The 17,363-nt window shown below is 61.9% G+C and carries 10 protein-coding genes and 1 tRNA gene; 4 read left to right on the forward strand and 7 right to left on the reverse strand.

Going from position 1 to position 17,363, the window contains the following annotated elements; all coding sequences use genetic code 11:
* Positions 1-98: 98 nt before the first annotated feature.
* The 3 genes from HF854_RS03590 to HF854_RS03600 are packed head-to-tail and all read left to right on the forward strand — an operon-like array spanning position 99 to position 4,785.
* A complete protein-coding gene (locus HF854_RS03590) occupies positions 99-770 on the forward strand; it encodes an SAM-dependent DNA methyltransferase (RefSeq protein ID WP_168935052.1) in 672 nt (223 codons plus the stop codon).
* Positions 763-2,292 (forward strand): Eco57I restriction-modification methylase domain-containing protein, encoded by a 1,530-nt coding sequence (locus HF854_RS03595; RefSeq protein WP_168935054.1) that lies wholly within the window; start codon positions 763-765, stop codon positions 2,290-2,292. Before HF854_RS03590 ends, HF854_RS03595 begins: the two co-directional genes overlap by 8 nt.
* A gap of 3 nt (positions 2,293-2,295) precedes the next feature.
* Entirely contained in the window at positions 2,296-4,785 is a 2,490-nt protein-coding gene (locus tag HF854_RS03600) for a GIY-YIG nuclease family protein (RefSeq protein ID WP_168935056.1), read from the forward strand.
* A 323-nt stretch (positions 4,786-5,108) separates the two neighbouring features.
* Here the strand turns inward: HF854_RS03600 and HF854_RS03605 are convergent.
* From HF854_RS03605 to HF854_RS03615, 3 genes are all read right to left on the reverse strand, one after another.
* Positions 5,109-5,185: transfer RNA gene (locus tag HF854_RS03605), tRNA-Met, on the reverse strand.
* A 162-nt stretch (positions 5,186-5,347) separates the two neighbouring features.
* A complete protein-coding gene (locus HF854_RS03610; protein WP_168935058.1) occupies positions 5,348-6,589 on the reverse strand; it encodes an MFS transporter in 1,242 nt (413 codons plus the stop codon).
* Positions 6,590-6,611: 22 nt separating this feature from the next.
* A complete protein-coding gene (locus HF854_RS03615) occupies positions 6,612-7,970 on the reverse strand; it encodes an amidohydrolase (protein ID WP_168935060.1) in 1,359 nt (452 codons plus the stop codon).
* Between the two features lie 121 nt (positions 7,971-8,091).
* Between HF854_RS03615 and HF854_RS03620 the strand changes: the two genes are divergently transcribed.
* Complete coding sequence (locus tag HF854_RS03620; RefSeq protein ID WP_006006750.1) at positions 8,092-9,171, forward strand: CNNM domain-containing protein; 1,080 nt, start codon at positions 8,092-8,094, stop codon at positions 9,169-9,171.
* A gap of 385 nt (positions 9,172-9,556) precedes the next feature.
* Here HF854_RS03620 and cls read toward each other — a convergent pair whose 3' ends face one another.
* The 4 genes from cls to HF854_RS03640 form a co-directional block, all read right to left on the reverse strand.
* Positions 9,557-10,954, reverse strand: a complete 1,398-nt coding sequence (gene cls, locus HF854_RS03625) for a cardiolipin synthase (protein WP_168935062.1) — start codon at positions 10,952-10,954, stop codon at positions 9,557-9,559.
* Positions 10,955-10,990: 36 nt separating this feature from the next.
* Positions 10,991-11,416: a universal stress protein gene (locus HF854_RS03630; protein WP_204626499.1), complete on the reverse strand. Its 426-nt coding sequence runs from the start codon at positions 11,414-11,416 to the stop codon at positions 10,991-10,993.
* A 162-nt stretch (positions 11,417-11,578) separates the two neighbouring features.
* Positions 11,579-12,001, reverse strand: a complete 423-nt coding sequence (locus tag HF854_RS03635; protein ID WP_168935064.1) for a universal stress protein — start codon at positions 11,999-12,001, stop codon at positions 11,579-11,581.
* Between the two features lie 157 nt (positions 12,002-12,158).
* Positions 12,159-17,294, reverse strand: coding sequence for a 7TM diverse intracellular signaling domain-containing protein (locus HF854_RS03640; RefSeq protein WP_168935066.1), 5,136 nt, complete (start codon positions 17,292-17,294; stop codon positions 12,159-12,161).
* Positions 17,295-17,363: the final 69 nt, after the last annotated feature.

The following is a 17,363-nucleotide window of genomic DNA, read 5'->3' on the forward strand; positions in this document are numbered from 1 at the left end:
TAAAAAAATAGTCGCTGTCAAACCTCGCTGGATAATAAAATTCTCCTTCGCCCCTCGTCCTCTCAAAGTACAGTTTTTGGGGAATGGGTGTGGGGCCAATGGCAACATCTCTCCAAGTTAAATCAAAACAGCGCGTGGCCGCGCATGGCGAAGTCTTCACCGCCGAACGGGAAGTCAAAGCCATGTGCGATCTCGTTGCTGATGAATGTTCCCGTATAGACAGTCGTTTCCTTGAGCCCGCCTGCGGCAATGGTAACTTTCTTGCCGAAGTGCTTCGACGCAAGCTGGAAGTCGTAAAAAGACGTTACGGAAAAAGCAGGCACGAGTATGAGCGCTACGCTGTTTTGGCACTGTCCAGCCTCTATGGCGTAGATATTCTGGGTGACAACGCGGAAGATTGCCGTATTCGACTCCTGAAACTTTGGTGTGAAGAATACGCCACGGCACTTGCCTCACCCGTTGGTGGAGATTTGCTTGCTTCTGTAAGGTACATTCTGGAGCGCAATATTCTGTGCGGCGATGCCCTCACGCTGCTTCGCTCCGATGGGACTCCCATCATTTTTTCCGAGTGGTCGTTCATTTCCGGTGACCTGATAAAACGTCGAGACTTTCGTCTTGATCAGCTCATGAAAGGCGAGGCGGAAAAGCAGAAGCGGCAGAATGTGCTTTTTATGCCCGGCTGGGAATACGACGCCGATCTCGACACGCTGATTCCATCCCCCATTCAGGAATTCGAGCCCATCGAATACTGGAGACTGTGCCATGCATGATCTTCAGCATAACCCCGATGTTTTAAGCTGTCTGGCTAATCTTTCGAGTGATGAAGTCTTCACTCCTCCAGAAGTCGCCAATGCCATGCTTGATATGCTCCCGCAAGAATTGTGGCAGGACTCAAAAGCGACATTCCTTGACCCTGCCTGTAAGTCTGGCGTGTTTCTGCGCGAGATTGCCAAACGCCTCATCGAAGGGTTGAAGGACGAAATTCCCGACTTACAGACTCGTCTCGACCATATCTTCCAAAAGCAGCTCTACGGTATCGCCATTACGGATCTTACGGCCCTTCTTTCGAGACGCTCTCTCTACGGAAGTAAACGGGCCAATAGTAAATATTCTTTTTCGCGCTTTGATACGGCAGAAGGACTTATTCGGCTGAACCCAACATTACATCACACATGGAAGAATGGCCGTTGTGAATTCTGCGGAGCATCGCAAAGCGAATATGACCGTAGTAGCACACTGGAATCTCATGCCTATGAATTTATCCATACTCATAGTCCAGAGGCAATATTTAATATGAAATTTGATGTTATTATAGGTAATCCTCCGTATCAATTGAGTGATGGTGGTGGAAATGGTGCAAGTGCCAAGCCAATTTATCATATTTTTGTCCAACAAGCAAAAAAAATGAATCCAAGATTTATTATTATGATCACACCTTCTCGATGGTTTTCAGGAGGAAAAGGATTGGATGATTTTAGACAAAGTATGCTCTCAGATAAAAGAATTCGCATTATTCACGATTATTTGGAAGCTTCTGAATGTTTCAGTGGTGTTCAGATAAAAGGTGGTGTTTCATTTTTTTTATGGGATAGGTTATATAAAGGTAAGTGTGATGTTTATTCACATATTAATAACACTGTTTCTAAAATGACACGAAATCTTCTTGAAAAAGGTTGCAATACCTTCATTCGATTCAACAAGGCTATTAATATTTTACATAAGATTCATTCCGGTGGAGAGGTTTCATTTTCTGAACTCGTAAGTTCGAGAATGCCATTTGGTCTTCCGAACACTTTCAAAGGTAATCGTAAAAAAACATTAGATACCGATGTATTAGTTTTTGTAAGCGGAAATGAAAGTAATGTTAAAGGAAGTGTATCTTTTATTCCACGCGATCAGATTCCAAAGGGAGATGAAATAATAGACTGTCACAAAGTATTTATTGCTAAGGCAGGAAGTGGAAGCGACACTTTTCCTCATCTTATTTTGGGAAAACCTTTTTATGGAAGTCCAAATACAGCATGTAATGAAAGCTATCTTGTTATCGGACCTTTTTTAAATAAAAAAGAATGCTTAAATGTAATTTCATATATTGCTTCAAAATTTTTTCGTTTTCTTGTTCTTCTAAAAAAAGGTACTCAAAACGCTGCAAAGGGAGTTTATCAACTTGTTCCTATTCAAGACTTCTCCAAGCCTTGGACGGATGCTGAACTCTACACCAAATACGGCTTAGATGAAGAAGAAATAGCCTTCATTGAGTCCATGATAAAACCTATGGATGTAGAGGCGTAGCTCATGGCGCAATATTTTCCCCCTCGCCCTCACCTTACGCCTTGGATTTATGCCTACAGTAATCCTGCTCCGGCATATAAGGGACTGCTTAAGGTCGGCTATACCACTCGCTCTGTAGAAGATCGAATCAAGGAGCAGTTCAACGTCGAACAGCCTGAAGGCTTGAAGCCCTACCGCATCGAATTCAAAGAGTCTGCAATGCGGAGCGATGGTTCGGCTTTTACGGATAAGGATATTCATCGCCTCCTTGAAAAATCTGGATATACTCGTGTGGGCGGAGAATGGTTTCGGTGTCGCGTGGAAGATATCAAAGACGCTGTGCTGTCTGTTCGGCATCGTATGGGGAGTATGACTGGCAGGACGCTGGATTTTGGCATGCGTCCAGAGCAGCAAGCCGCCGTGGATAAGACCTCCGTCTATTTTCAAAGCGTATCCGCAGAGGGGCGGACTCCCAAATTTCTCTGGAACTGCAAGATGCGCTTCGGCAAAACCTTTGCTGCGTATCAGCTTGCCCGAAAAATGGGCATGAAGCGTGTCCTTGTGCTGACATTCAAGCCGGCAGTTCTCAGTGCATGGGAGGAGGACCTTGCTACGCACCTCGATTTCGAAGGCTGGCAGTTCATTGCCCGCAATACTGAGCTTACTTTTGAAAAAGCCGATAAATCTCAACCTATTGTTTGCTTCGGCTCTTTTCAGGATTTTCTTGGAGTCAACCGGGCCACTGGAGGCATCAAGTCGCGCAATGAATGGGTGCATACTTCCAACTGGGATTTGGTCATCTTTGACGAATATCACTTCGGTGCCTGGCGTGAAAACGCCAAGAAGCTTTTTGAGCAGGAGGATGACGACACCTACGACAGCTTTGACGTGGAACATTACGACCGGGGCAATGCCTGCGACGAACAGGATTTGCCCATTACAACGAAATATTATCTTTTTTTGTCCGGCACTCCGTTCCGAGCGCTGAATTCCGGTGAGTTTATCGAAGAGCAGATATTCAACTGGACATATTCTGATGAACAGAAGGCTAAAGCCAGCTGGCAGGGCGACAAAAATCCGTATGCTTCCTTGCCCGGCATGGTTATGATGACATACCAGCTACCCGAAAATATTCGCCGCATCGCCATGCAGGGAGAGTTCAATGAGTTTGATCTCAACGAGTTTTTTGCTGCACAAGGTACTGGATCGGGTGCAGAGTTTGTCCATAAGGATCAAGTGCAGAAATGGCTGTCGCTTATTCGTGGAGCCTATGAGGAAACACTGGTCGGGGATTTGAAGCTCAGAAAGTCGAAACCCGTGATGCCTTTTGCAGATGTACGCCTTCTGAATGTACTTCAGCACACCTTGTGGTTTCTACCGAATGTGGCATCCTGTTATGCCATGAAAAATCTTTTGAAAGGTAAGCAGAATGTCTTTTACCATGACTACGCGGTGAACGTTTGTGCAGGGGCTGAGGCAGGGCAGGGGGCGGAAGCGTTAAAGCCAGTTTTGGCCTCCATGAAGGGAGATCCGTTCCACAGCAAGACCATTACGCTTTCCTGCGGTAAGCTGACAACCGGCGTAACGGTGAAGCCGTGGACCGGTATATTCATGCTTCGAAATTTGAGCAGTCCTGAGACCTATTTTCAGGCGGCGTTCCGCGTGCAGAGCCCGTGGGAAATATCAACGGATGGAGGACAGAAGGAAATCGTCAAGAAAGAGTGCTATGTTTTCGACTTCGCTCTTGATCGCGCCCTTCGCCAGATAGCCGATTACAGTTGCCGTCTCGATGTACAGGGGCGTGACCCGGAAAGCAAGGTCGGTGAGTTCATCAGCTTCCTGCCGGTCATAGCTTATGACGGCATGGCCATGAAGCAGATAAGCGCACGCGAGATTCTTGATATGGCTATGGCAGGTACATCTGCTACTCTGCTGGCCAAACGCTGGGAAAGCGCGTTGCTCGTCAATGTGGATAACGACACGTTGGCGCGCCTGATGGCAAATAAGGAGGCCATGGATGCACTCATGAAAATTGAAGGCTTCCGCAGTTTGAACGAAGATATCAAGACCATTATTGCGAAGTCTGAGGCCGTAAAAAAGACAAAGAAAAAGGGTGAGGATCTGCCGCCGGAAAAGAAGCGTCAACTGACGCAGGAAGAGAAAGAGTATAAAAGTAAGCGTAAGCAGATCCAAGAAAAACTCATTAAATTCGCCACGCGTATCCCAGTGTTCATGTATCTTACTGATTACCGTGAGCAGTGCTTGAAGGATGTCATCACCCAGCTGGAACCTGAATTATTCCAGCGTGTGACGGGGCTGGCGGTAAAAGATTTTGATCTGCTCGTTTCCCTTGGTGTTTTCAACGATGCCCTTATGAACGATGCCGTTTACAAGTTCAAGCGGTATGAAGACGCCAGTCTCTGCTATACCGGCATAGACCTGCACGAAGGTGAAAAGCGTGGGGGTTGGGACACGGTCATCACGAGGGAGGAGTTCAAGAACGTGTTTGGGTAACACAGGTACTTCTCTCCTTAACAACTTGTAGCCTTCTCGTATAAAAGAGTGGGCTGTCCTAGCTCTTTTTTTCTAGCTAGGACAACCCACTTCTATTCTTGTTGAACTCAGATAATTGTTAGGAAATGGTTAGGAATGGGGTAAGACGCGCCCTCAAGTGAGTTACTGTCTCAGCGAGAAGAGCACAGCCCGGAATACCCCTCCGGTATGTTTCCATTGGACGCAGCGCAAGCGTCAGCACTTATCTTCCCCTTCTGGTTAGAAATAGGTTAGAAAAATGAAAAGGCACTTACGGTTAGAAAACTGTAAGTGCCTGATTTTCTTGGTTGCGGGGGCAGGATTTGAACCTACGACCTTCGGGTTATGAGCCCGACGAGCTACCGAGCTGCTCCACCCCGCGACGCGGTAGCATTCGCACGTCATCCGTGCGAGAATTTCTTTCTAGCTAAAAGCCCCCTGCCTGTCAATAAAAAAATCATTTTTGGGCAAATTTTTTTATTGCCGTTCTCCGGGACCTTGTTTGCAAAAAGCTACATCTGTCTGAAATCGCTTGTGTTTCTGTTCAGGATCGGGCCTGTGCCGCTTCCCTGCGCATCCAGAGCGGCAGCAGGCAGAGCAACAGGGCCGCTGCCGCGAGGTAGGCAGCATCCATGCCCCAGAGGTCCTGCACGCTGTAGGCCAGTACCGGGCCCGCAGCCGCGCCGCAATCCACGATGAAGGCATAGGAGGCCAGCGTATGCGTGGGATGGCCGTGCCGTTCGGCCGTATCCGAGGCGGCGGCATCGGAGAGGGTGGCCAGGCCCGTGGCGCAGAGCTGCGAGCAGAGCAGCAGCGGCAGCCACAAGGGCGCGGGCAGGTACAGGGCCACCAGGGCCAGCGCACAGGCGCCGCCGCCAAGGCAGGCGCACAGCACCGGGCCCCGGCCGCGCGGGCCGTCGGAAAGGCGGCCGAACCACGGCGCCAGCCACGGTTCCCAGAGCCAGCGCAGGGCCTGCAACGTGCCGGCCAGGGTGGCGCAACCGATGACGAGGCCGCCGGCAAGGGCCAGCTCGCCCACGTGCAGGGCCACCATGCGGCTGAGGGTGGCGGCGTAGATGCCCTGGAAGACCAGGGCCACCAGCAGCCCGGTGATGAAGGCACGCCGCATGTCGGGGTGGCGCAGGTGCAGGCCCGAAAGCAGGGACGTGGCGGCCTGGCTTGCCGCTCCGGTGGCGCGGCCGCTGCGGGGGATGCGGGTCAGGGCCAGCGGCAGGCCCGTCAGCGTCAGGGCGCCGAAGAGCAGGGCCACGGTGGAGAAGCCCAGCAGATCGGCCAGGAGGCCGCCGCCGATCATGCCCAGCAGGCTGCCCAGGCGCACGAGGCCGTTGTAGCTGCCCATGAGATAGCCGCGATTGTCCTTGCGGGAGGCCGCCATCAGGGCGAACAGGGAGCCGAGGCGCAGGAGCGTCCAGGCCAGGCCCCAGAGGCAGCGCAGCAGCAGCCAGAGCGCAAAGGACTGGGCCACGCCGTACAGCAGGGTGGTCGAGGCGGCCAGCACCACGGCCAGGGCCATGCCGGTGCGCTGGTCGATGCGGGTATAGAGCAGGCGCACCAGCGGGTTGAGCGGCAGACGCACCAGCCGGTTGACGGCCAGCAGCACGCCCACCTGCCAGAGCGCGGTCAGGCCGCATTCCTGCCAGAACAGGGGCAGGGCGATGTAGAGCATGGTGTCGCCGGTCAGGCAAAAGGCCGAGACCACGGCCATGCTGCGGGCCAGACGCCGGGCTGCGGCGTCATCGGGGCAGGATGGGGAAGGAGCGCTCATGGGCCTGTCCTGTGGCACGGGCTCAGTCCGGACGTCGGGCCAGTGCGGCCACGGCCAGCCGGGCCAGCAGTTCCAGGCCCCGGGGCAGGACGCTCTCGTCAAAGGTGAAATGGCTGGTGTGATGCCCGTCGGGTCTGTCGGCACCCAGCTGCAGATAGGCCGCCAGACCGCCGTCTTCCTGCACCTTGTTCATGAACCAGCCAAAGTCCTCCGATGCCCAGAAGTCGGCCTTGCGGCGCACTTCGCGGAAGCTGCCCATGTCCCGGGCCGTGCGTTCCACCAGATCCACCAGCTCGGGGCTGGACATGGCGCCCGGGCAGTGGCTCTGGCAAAGGAAGCGGCTGCGGCAGCCGTGCATGCGCGCCGCGCCGTCCACCACGCGCCGGGCCTCGGCCAGCATGTAGCCGTTGATGTCCCCGTTCTCGCCGCGGGTCTCGCCGCGCAGCCAGGCCTTGGCCGGGATGATGTTGGGGGTCTCGTTGACGTGCATCTCGCCCACGTTGATACGTGAGGCGCCCTGACCGTGGCGGGCGATGGCCAGCAGGTTGGTCACGGCCGTACAGGCGGCCAGCAGGGCGTTGCGGCCTTCGTGCGGGGCCAGCCCGGCATGGGCGCTCTGGCCGGTGAAGAAGACTTCGAAATTGGTGGTGGCCAGGAATTTGTCCGTACCGCAGACCAGATCGCCGCTGCGGCTGGCCTGCATGCTCAGGTGCAGGCCGAACAGGGCCCGGACGCCGTCCACGGCCCCGGCGGCCACCATGCCGGGCGCGCCTTCGCCCTCTTCCTCGGCAGGCTGGAAGATCAGGCGGATGCGGCCGCTCAGGTGGCGTGACAGTTCGTCCCGCAGGCCGCCCAGCAACCGGGCCAGTTCCACGCCCAGGGCCACATGACCGTCATGCCCGCAGGCATGCATGCAGCCCGCATGGCAGGAGGCGAAGCCTTGCGCCGCAGGGAAGTGATCCTTGTCCGTGGCTTCGGTGATGCCGGCGTTGGCGTCCATGTCGAACCGGAAGGCCACCAGCGGGCCGCGCTCGTCTTCAGGGGTGCCGGGGGAGTCCAGATCAAGGTCGCCCCACAAGCCCGTGAGGCCGCCGGCCATGCAGGCTACCAGGGTGGGGTCGGCACCCTCGTTGAGGGCCCGGCCGCTCTGGGCCGTACAGAAAGCCGCCTCGGGCTGGCGGGGACGGGCCGAAGGCCGCAGGGCATTGGCCCCCAGGGTGAGCCGGAAACCGGCATCCTGCAGGGCACGGGCCACCAGCGAAGCGGTCAGGTATTCGCCCCAGGCCGGTTCCGGGTGGCGGTGCAGATGACGGCGCAGGGCCGTCAGTCGCGGGCCGGCCTCCCCGGCCCTTCGTCGGATCTCCTCCGCAAGACGTTCCATATGGGCATCTCCTTTGACGCGGCACATTGCCAAGGCCGCCTGCACAGGATATATGCCGGAGACACGTTCATGCAAGTCGCCGGATACCTTGCGGCGGCTTTCCATTTTTCACGAGGGACCTATGCTCACCCTGATTCTCGCTGTCAGTGTCGCGGTCGTCATCTCCTTTACCTGTTCCCTGACGGAGGCGGCCCTGTACGCCGTGCCCTGGTCAGCCATCGAGAAGATCCGCAACGACGGCAGGCCCGTGGGGGAAGTGCTCTTCCGCCTGCGCAGCAATGTGGAAAAACCTATCGCCGCCATCCTCACCCTGAACACCGTGGCCAATACCGCGGGCTCCGCCGTGGCGGGCGCGGCCTTCATGGCGGCTTTCGGCGCCGAATACATGGCCCTGTTCGCCGCCGGTTTCACGGTGCTCATCCTGGCCTTCGGCGAGATCGTACCCAAGACCCTGGGCGTGGCCTATGCCACTTCCATCGCCGTGGTGCTGGCCCGGCCGCTGGAAGTGGCGGTCAAGCTGCTGACCCCGGTCATCTGGCTGACGGGCCTGCTGACCCGTTTGCTGACGCCGCCGTCCAACGGCCCGGACATCTCCGAGGACGACATCCGCGCCGTGACCAGCCTGTCGCGTCAGGCCGGGCAGATCAAGGCCTATGAGGAGGCCTACATCCGCAACATCCTGGCCCTGGACCAGAAGCGGGTCTATGACATCATGACCCCGCGCACCGTGGTCTTCTCCCTGCCCGAAGACATGACCGCCGCCGAGGCCTACAAGAACCCGCGCCTGTGGCATGTGAGCCGCATCCCCGTCTACGGCGAGGACAACGAGGATCTGGTGGGCCTGGTGGACCGCCGCACCATCCTCCACTGCCTGCTGGAAGAAAAGGGCGAGACGCCGCTCTCCGAGATCATGAAGCCCCTGCACTTCGTGCTGGAGAGCCAGACCCTGGACAAGCTGCTCAAGGAGCTGCTGCACTCGCGTTCACATTTGTTCGCCGTGCTCGACGAATACGGCGGCCTTGCCGGTGTGGTGACGCTGGAGGACGTGTTCGAGGAGATGCTCGGCAGCGAGATCATGGACGAGAGCGACAGCGTGGCCGACCTGCGCCAGATGGCCCGGCAGCGGCGCCAGGCCCTGCGGGCGGCCGGTCTGCTGGAACAGCAGAAAAAGGAAGAACAGGCGGAACAGTCCCGGTCATGACCGGGCGGCAGATGCCCTGATATGGACTGATATAATGACGAAGCCCCGGCGGAACTGCCGGGGCTTCTGCGTTTTGGAGGCAAAAAGGCTTGAGGGGAGGAAGGACCCCTCTGCTGGCGCGAGAGCGGTCCTCCCTCCCCTCAAACGCCCCTCCCTCTCCCCAGCGCGCTTTGTCAGGGGATGAAGACGCTCGTTGCATGAGGAAAGGGGGATGTCCCGCGTGACCGTGCGGGATGGAAACAGGAAACGCATGTCGTTACGGGCATCGACAGCAACGCGCGACCGAAAGGCGGCCGAAGGCCGTGCCCGTTGGCGACGGATGGAGCCTTACGGGCATCGACAGCAACGCGCGACCGAAAGGCGGCCGAAGGCCGTGCCCCGTTTTTTACAGATAGGGCGAGAACAGCCAGCAGGCGGCGTCACGCAGTTTGAGGATCAAAAGGCGTTCCTGCAGGTCTTTCAGGGTCACTTCGCGGCTGCGGGCGATGGTCATGTCCATGTGCAGGGCCATGGCGGTATGGAACTCGGGATCGAAGATCTCCATGTTCAGCTCAAAGTTCAGGCGCATGCTGCGGGCGTCCAGGTTGGCGGAACCGATCTGGCAGTAATAGCCGTCCACGGCCAGCAGTTTGGTGTGGGCAAAGGGCGGCGGCTGGAACCACACGCGCACGCCCGCTTCCAGCAGGACGGGCAGCAGGCGGAAGCTGGCCCAGTGGACGAAGGGCAGGTTGTTCTTGCCGGGCAGCACCACACGCACGCTGACCCCGCGCTGGGCGGCGCTGCGCAGCGCGGCGATGAGCTCGTGCGACGGCAGGAAATAGGGCGTCATGATGCGCACCGTATGCTGGGCGCTGCCGATGACCCCGCAATACAGGTCATTGAGCGGATCGGCCTCGGTGCCGGGGCCGTCCAGGACCATGCGGCACAGGCTGTCCCCGGACATGATGTTGCTGCTGGGCAGCAGGCTGCGCTGGTCGAATTTGCCGGTGGCAAAACCCCAGTCCAGCAAAAAGGCCCGGCGCAGCTGGTCCACGATGGGACCTTCGCAGCGGAAGTGCAGGTCCTGCACACAGCCGGGATGCTTGCTGAGGATGTGGTTGTCCGCGATGTTCATGCCGCCGGTAAAGGCCGTATCATCGCAGATGAGCAGCTTGCGGTGGTTGCGCAGGTTCAGGCTGAGGCTGGGCGGGAAAAGGCGGGGCGGCAAAAAGCTGGCCAGCTGGCCGCCGGCCTGGGGGATGCGCTTCCAGGGTTTGCGCAGGGAATAGACGGCGCCGCCGAAGCCGTCCACCAGCAGGCGCACGTCCACGCCGCGCCGGGCGGCATGGCACAGGGCCTCGGTGAAGCTCTCGCCCACGCTGCCGCCGCGGAAGATGTAGGTGGAGAGGAAGACCTGCTTGCTGGCCCGGTTGATGGCGTGCAGCATGGCCGGGTAGGCTTCGTTGCCGTTGCGCAGGGGCAGGATGCCGTTGCCGCTGCACAGGGTCTGGCCCGTCAGGCGGCGCCCCAGGATCTCTAGGGGCCATTCCTGCGGCGGCGCGATGGCCGTCCGGTGGCAGACGACTTCGGGATGGTGGGCGTAATCAGGTTCGATGGCGGCCATCTTGCGCATAAGGCGGGCCGCCAGGCTTTCGGCACGGCTGATGCCGAACAGGCAGTACAGCACGATGCCGACGCCGGGCAAAAAAAGGACCGTCACGATCCAGCCCAGCGCCGAGCGCGGATCGCGCTTGTGGAGCAGGGCATGGCAGACGGCCCCCCAGGACAGAAGGTGCGCTGCCACAAGGCCTAAAGTTCCCAGTGTCAGCACGGCGGATCGCTAGCGGCGGACAGCCAGCAGCGGAATGTCGGTATTGCGCAGCACGCGCTCGGTGATGGAACCGATGAGCATGTCGGCCAGGCCGTCACGGCCGTCGGTGTACATGACGATCATGTCCACGCCTTCTTCATGGCCCACGGTGACGATGGTGTCGGCGGCCAGGCCTTCACGCACGATATAGCGGCAGGCCACGCCTTCCTTTTTCAGGGCATCGGCCAGCGGCGCCAGCAGGGTCTCGGCCTTGGCGGTATTGGAACGTTCCAGTTCGGTATGGGCAGCGCCGCCCACCAGGTTGGGCAGGGCTTCGGTCACATGCAGCAGGATGATCTCGCCGGAGCACAGGGTCTTGGCATGGCGCAGAGCCTTGGCAGCGCGTTCGCCGGAATTTTTGCCGCTCACGGGCACGAGGACACGTTGGTAGATCATGTGGGCTCCTTGGATTGGGATGGCATTGCCCCAGAGGGCATTTCAACTAGGCATTGTCGCACGACAGGCCGATTTGTGCAAGCCTGCCGGGGCCGGGACGCCGTCATCAAAAAAAGCCCGTTCCGGGGAACAGGCTTTTTGATGACGATAGCGCGGCAAGGCCTACTGACGGACGACCAGCACGGGCAGCGGGGTGTTGCGCAGCACATGCTCGGTGATGGAACCGAACAGTCTGTCGGTCAGGTCGTCACGACCGTCCGAGAACATGACGATGGCTTCGGCGTCCATTTCCTTGGCGGCCTTGACGATGGTCTCCACGGGCAGACCGTGGCGGATGACGGTCTGATAGGGGATGCCGGCATTGTCCAGTTCGGCGGCGAGAGGAGCCAGGAGGGCTTCGGCCTTGACGGCGATGTCCTGCTGGTCGCGCATGATGTTGGGCATGGGGGATCCCACGCTGGGCGCCACGGCGTGCAGCAGGATGATCTCCTTGGGATCAAGCTTCCTGGCCTGGCTCAGGGCCTTGAGGGCGCGTTCTCCGGAATGCTTGCCGCTCACGGGCAGAAGGACACGTTCGTAACTCATGTGGACTCCTTGCATAAAATAAGAGATGGCCCTTGTGGGCGTTGAAGATTTAGTCTGGCACGACTTGCTCCTTTGTGCAAGAGGGCCTGTCGCGGCCTCCGCGCCGGGGCCGGGAACGAAAAAGGGCCGGTCAGCAGGACCGGCCCCGGTATGCGTATCAGGAGCCCATGGAGATGCGGTGGCGTTCCACCGCCGTGGCCAGCTCGGGCAGCAGGTCGGTCACGGCCTGCAGATCCTTGGCGCGTCCGGCGCTCTCCACACAGCGGGCCATGCGGCCCAGTACCCGGAAACCGTAGCTCTCGGCCTCGGCGGCCAGGCGTCCGGCGGCGTCGGCCACCAGATGCAGACGGCGCTGTTCCAGGGCATAACCGGCCTCCGCCAGATATTTGTCCATGCGCCACATGAGAGCGGGCAACGGATCCTCGGGGTCATCCGGCGGCTGGGGCCGCTGAGGCATGGGCGGCACGGGCATGCGCGGCGTGGGGGCCACGGGCCGGGACGCCGCGCGGCGTTCGATCCAGGGATTGGTCGTGGCGGGGATGTCCGCCGTGGTTCCCGGCGTCTCTTCCCGCGGAGCATCCTTCCTGGGCATGGGGCGCGGTGTGCCCTGCCGTTCCTGCGCGGTCGCTGCCGGAGCCTGCGGGCTCCTGGCTTCTTCCTTATCTTGGGGCTGGCCGTTGCCCGTGTGGAAACGGGAAAGGAAGCGCATCAGGGTGTTGGCCGCAGCCCTGGTCCGGCTGGTCTCTTCCCGGCCGCTGGCAAGAAGGGTGGTGCTGTCCGGCGTCATGTCCGGCAGGCTGGAAACGTCCTTGCTGCCGGGCACGGCCTGGGGCGCCTCTTCCACAGGCGCGCCGGGGAAGGCAGGCTGCGTCCCGGCGCCCGGGCCGGTACTGCTGCTCTTGCGGGGCTGCGGCGTGATGAGGGCCGATTTGTCCGTGGGCACCAGACTGGGCTTGCCCAGCTTGCGGGCGATCTCGTTCGGGCTGACGTCCCGGCGCAGGGGGCGGACCGTGACGACGGTCTCCACCGGAGCGGATACCGTTTCCTCCTGCCGGGGGGCAGGACGGTCGACCGGAGTGCCGATGGGCATGGGCTCGCCGACCCATTCACCGGCATGGCGCAGGCTGGGGCTCACATAGCCACCGGCAAGGGGACTGGCGGCCGCCTCGACAGACGGGAAGGCAGGAGCCCTCGTGGCAGAGGCGGCCTGTGCATCGGCGACCGGAGCTTCCGTGCGCTCCTTTTCGTCGACCGTGGCTCCCGTCGCGTCATCGGCCGGGGCCGCAGCGGCAGCATCCGCCGTCTCCTGCTGGGGCAGGGGCTCTTCCCGCGTCATATCGGCCACCGGTGCGACGGGTCCTGCTTCCTTCACCGGGGCTTCCGGCATGGCAGCCTCGTTCGTTTCCGCCATTTCCGCCACCGGCACGGACGGGAAGTCCGGCGCCGCAGGTGCGGGGGCCGGGGCGACGTCTTCGGCCGCCTCGGGAGCGTTTTCGCTCTCCTGCACAGGGCTGTCCGCAGACGCGGCTTCCTCCGGCTGTACGGCATCGGACATCGGCGCTTCGGCAGCATCCGTAGGCGCGTCGCCGGTCTGTACGTCATCAGCGGGCAGGGCCTGTTCGGCCGCAGCCTCCCGGGCCGGAGCCGGGAACGCCGGAGCGCTCGGGGGCACCGCGGCGGCTTCGTCCTGTGCGGAGGGCGTCACGTCAGTGTCGGCCACCGTTTCCGCACCAGCTTCATCCGTGCTGTCCATTTCATCGGACAGGGTTTCAGCAGCGTCATCGGCCGGGGCCGCAGCGGCAGCATCCGCCGTCTCCTGCTGGGGCAGGGGCTCTTCCTGCGTCATATCGGCCGCCGGTGCGGCGGGTCCTTCTTCCTTCACCGGGGCTTCCGGCATGGCAGCCTCATTCGTTTCCGCCGTTTCCGGCATCGGTACGGACGGGAAGTCCGGCGCCGCAGGCGCGGGGGCCGGGGCGACGTCTTCCGCCGCCTCGGGAGCGTTTTCGCTCTCCTGCACAGGGCTGTCCGCAGACGCGGCTTCCTCCGGCTGTACGGCATCGGACACCGGCGCTTCGGCAGCATCCGTAGACGCGTCGCCGGTCTGTACGTCATCAGCGGGCAGGGTCTGCTCGGCCGCAGCCTCCCGGGCCGGAGCCGGGAACGCCGGAGCGCTCGGGGGCACCGCGGCGGCTTCGTCCTGTGCGGAGGGCGTCACGTCAGTGTCGGCCACCGTTTCCGCACCCGCTTCATCCGTGCTGTCCATTTCATCGGACAGGGTTTCAGCAGCGTCATCGGCCGGGGCCGCAGCGGCAGCATCCGCCGTCTCCTGCTGGGGCAGGGGCTCTTCCTGCGTCATATCGGCCGCCGGTGCGGCGGGTCCTTCTTCCTTCACCGGGGCTTCCGGCATGGCAGCCTCATTCGTTTCCGCCGTTTCCGGCATCGGTACGGACGGGAAGTCCGGCGCCGCAGGCGCGGGGGCCGGGGCGACGTCTTCGACCGCCTCGGGAGCGTTTTCATTTTCCTGCACCGGGCTGTCCGTGGACGCGGCTTCCTCCGGCTGCACGGCATCGACCACAGGCCGGGCGGTCTGTGCTGCGGGCGTATCGAGGCGCATGTCGTCCGTCAGGGGAAGGGGCTCCGTCTGGGCCGTATCCGCTGCAGCGGCCGCCGGAGCGGCGAACAGGTCCGGCAGATCCGCGCTTGCCGCGGCAGGAGCGGCCGGGGCCGTCTGCTGCGGGATATCATCGGTGGACAGGAGCAGATCGGGCATGCCCTGGTCTGCCTGGGGGGCCGCGGCGGGGCCGAACAGGTCGGGCAGGGGGGCATCGGCCTGTCTGGTCTCGGGCAGGGGCGCACCCAGGTCGGCCACATCGTCATGGCTGCCCAGGATCTCGAGCACGGTCTCGCGCAGGGCGTCTTCCGAGACGGGCAGGGTCAGGGCATGGCTGAAACCGGCATGGGCCAGCGCATCCCACTGACTCTGGTCGGGCGTCAGGGCCACGGCGCCGAAGGGGCCGGTCCTTTCGGCAAGGCTGTGGTAGCGGCGCAGCAGCGGCGCGGCGTCCACGGAAGCCTCGGGGCCGCAGACCAGCAGCACGGCAGCCGGTGTCCGGCCCTTGCGGGCCCCGGCTGCCAGACCGTGGGCCAGGGTGCCTGTCTCGTGGCAGGTGCAGGGCAGGTCGCGCAGCATGGCGCCCAGCTCGCGACGGGTGGCGGCATCGGGAGCGCAGACCAGGACCGTGGGCAGGTCCTCGCCGTCAGAAGCTTCCGGGAGATGCAGCTGCAGGGTGAAGATGACGGACGTGCCGCGGGGGCCGCTCTCCACGCCCAGAAAACCGCCGTGGGACGAAGAGAGTTCCCAGATACGGGCCAGGAGCGATGCGGAACGCTGCTCCGGGGGCAGGCCCGTGCCCGTGTCGCGCACCTGGAAGAGCAGATGTCCGGGGTGCTTGCTGTCCGGCACACGACGCACGGCAAAATGGATCTTGCCCCCCTTGGTGGCCCGCAGGGCATCTTCCAGCAACAGGCGGAGGACGTCTTCCAGTTCCCCGGCGGGGCCTTCGTAAAGCTGTTCGAGGTCGGCCGGGACATGCCAGCCCAGGGCGATGCCGGATTTTTCCGCCAGCGGGCGGCAGGTGTCATGGGCCTGCCGCAGCGTCTTGCGCAGATCGAAGACACGCTTTTCAGCGCGGGCCGTATCCGCGGGAGCCGGTGCCGCGGGTGCGGCAGCATCCCCGGCCGGGTCGTGCAGCAGGCTCAGGGCCTGCCGGGCACGGCGGCCCATGTTCTCCACACGGGAACGGACATCATGGGGCAGGGCGCATTGTTCGAGCTGGCGGTCCTGTTCCACGATCTCGCGCAGGGGCGCGGCAAGGGCCTGCTCCAGACGCCGGATGGCCGTGGCGGAGGCGCTTTCGGCTTCCACGGTTGCCGGAGCGGGGGCAGGCTGGCTGAGGCCGGTCATGAGCGGCAGGGTGTTGCCGTCGGTATCCAGCAGGCGCAGGTTGGGGTCCGTGATGGTCTGGTTCCGGGCGGGGCGGCCCGGTGCCAGAGGATCGGCAGGTTCGGCGGAGGTGCCCGCTTCACGGCCGGGGGCGCTCATGCCCGCGATGATCAGGGCGCTGAGGGCCGTCCCCCACAGAGGCAGGGTGCCCTGGACGAAGGGCGGGAGCAGCGTCCCGAGATCAAGGACGGCCAGCCCGGCCCCCAGTGCGGCCACGAGGCAGCCCAGCAGGAAACGGCGGGCTCCCGGCACGCCCATGAGCCAGGCGCCGAGCGTGGTGGGCACGAAGATCAGGGCCAGCATGGGCCAGAGCGGCAGGAAGCGCCCCAGCCAGCTGAAGTCGGGCCAGAGGGGCAGCAGGGCCAGGACTGCGCCGGGCAGGGAAAGCAGCAGGTACTGGATGTCCAGCAGGCGGGAATGGCTGGCGGTCTGCATCAGGTGCCGGGCCAGATGGGCCAGGAACATGAGGGCCAGGCCGGGGGCCATGGCGCTGACGGCGTCGGCGGGCGTGATGTTGCCGGCACCCAGGTCAGGCCCGCCCAGCACGGCATGGGTCAGGGCGGCGCCCACATACAGGGCCGTCCAGAAGCGCCACTGGCCGCGCTCGGTGATGCCGCGCAGCAGGGCCAGCAGCATGACCACGGCCAGGGCCAGCATGACGCCGGGGCCGAGCAGGCTTTCCGGCGCGCCCGCCAGATTGTCCAGGCTGCGTAGGGTGGGCGCGAACCAGAGGGGCGGCTGCCCATCCAGACGGATGAAGCAGACCTGCGGCGTTTCCGCGGGCAGGGGCAGCGGCAGCAGGTTGCGCCAGTTGGCCTGGCTCTCCTGCCAGGTGGTCTGGCGGGAAAGCGGGTCGATGTCGGGCGTATAGAGGACGGCTCCGGCCGGGACGCCCTGGCCGAGGTCGAGCATCAGGGACTCGGTGCGCTCCGTCCCGGCGGCGGGGATCTCCAGACGCAGCCAGGTCACGCCGCTGCTGCGGGGCAGGGTCCTGGGATGCAGCGGCTGGAAAGAGGGCATCATGCCCGGCGTGGCCACTTCTTCCACGCTCATGTCGCCGTCCGTATCCAGAAAAGCCGAAAGGTAGGGCAGGATGCCCAGCTGTCCCGCGGCGGTGCCCTGGGGCGTCGCGGACAGGCTCACGGGCAGGGCGGGCGTGGGCGCGGGGGCCGGGGGCGGTGTCGGGACCGCCGGACAGGTGGCGGCCAGGCTCAGGACGAGCAGGAGCGGAATGACGATCAGGGCCAGCCTGCGGAAGCCGGCCTGTAGGGGAAGAAGGGGGTACGTCATGCTTTTTTACCTTGAGGGACATCTCCGCACGGGGGAGACGGCCCGGGAAATTCCGGGACGGCAGCGGGG

The sequence above is a fragment of the Desulfovibrio piger genome (assembly GCF_012843875.1).
Classification (GTDB): domain Bacteria; phylum Desulfobacterota; class Desulfovibrionia; order Desulfovibrionales; family Desulfovibrionaceae; genus Desulfovibrio.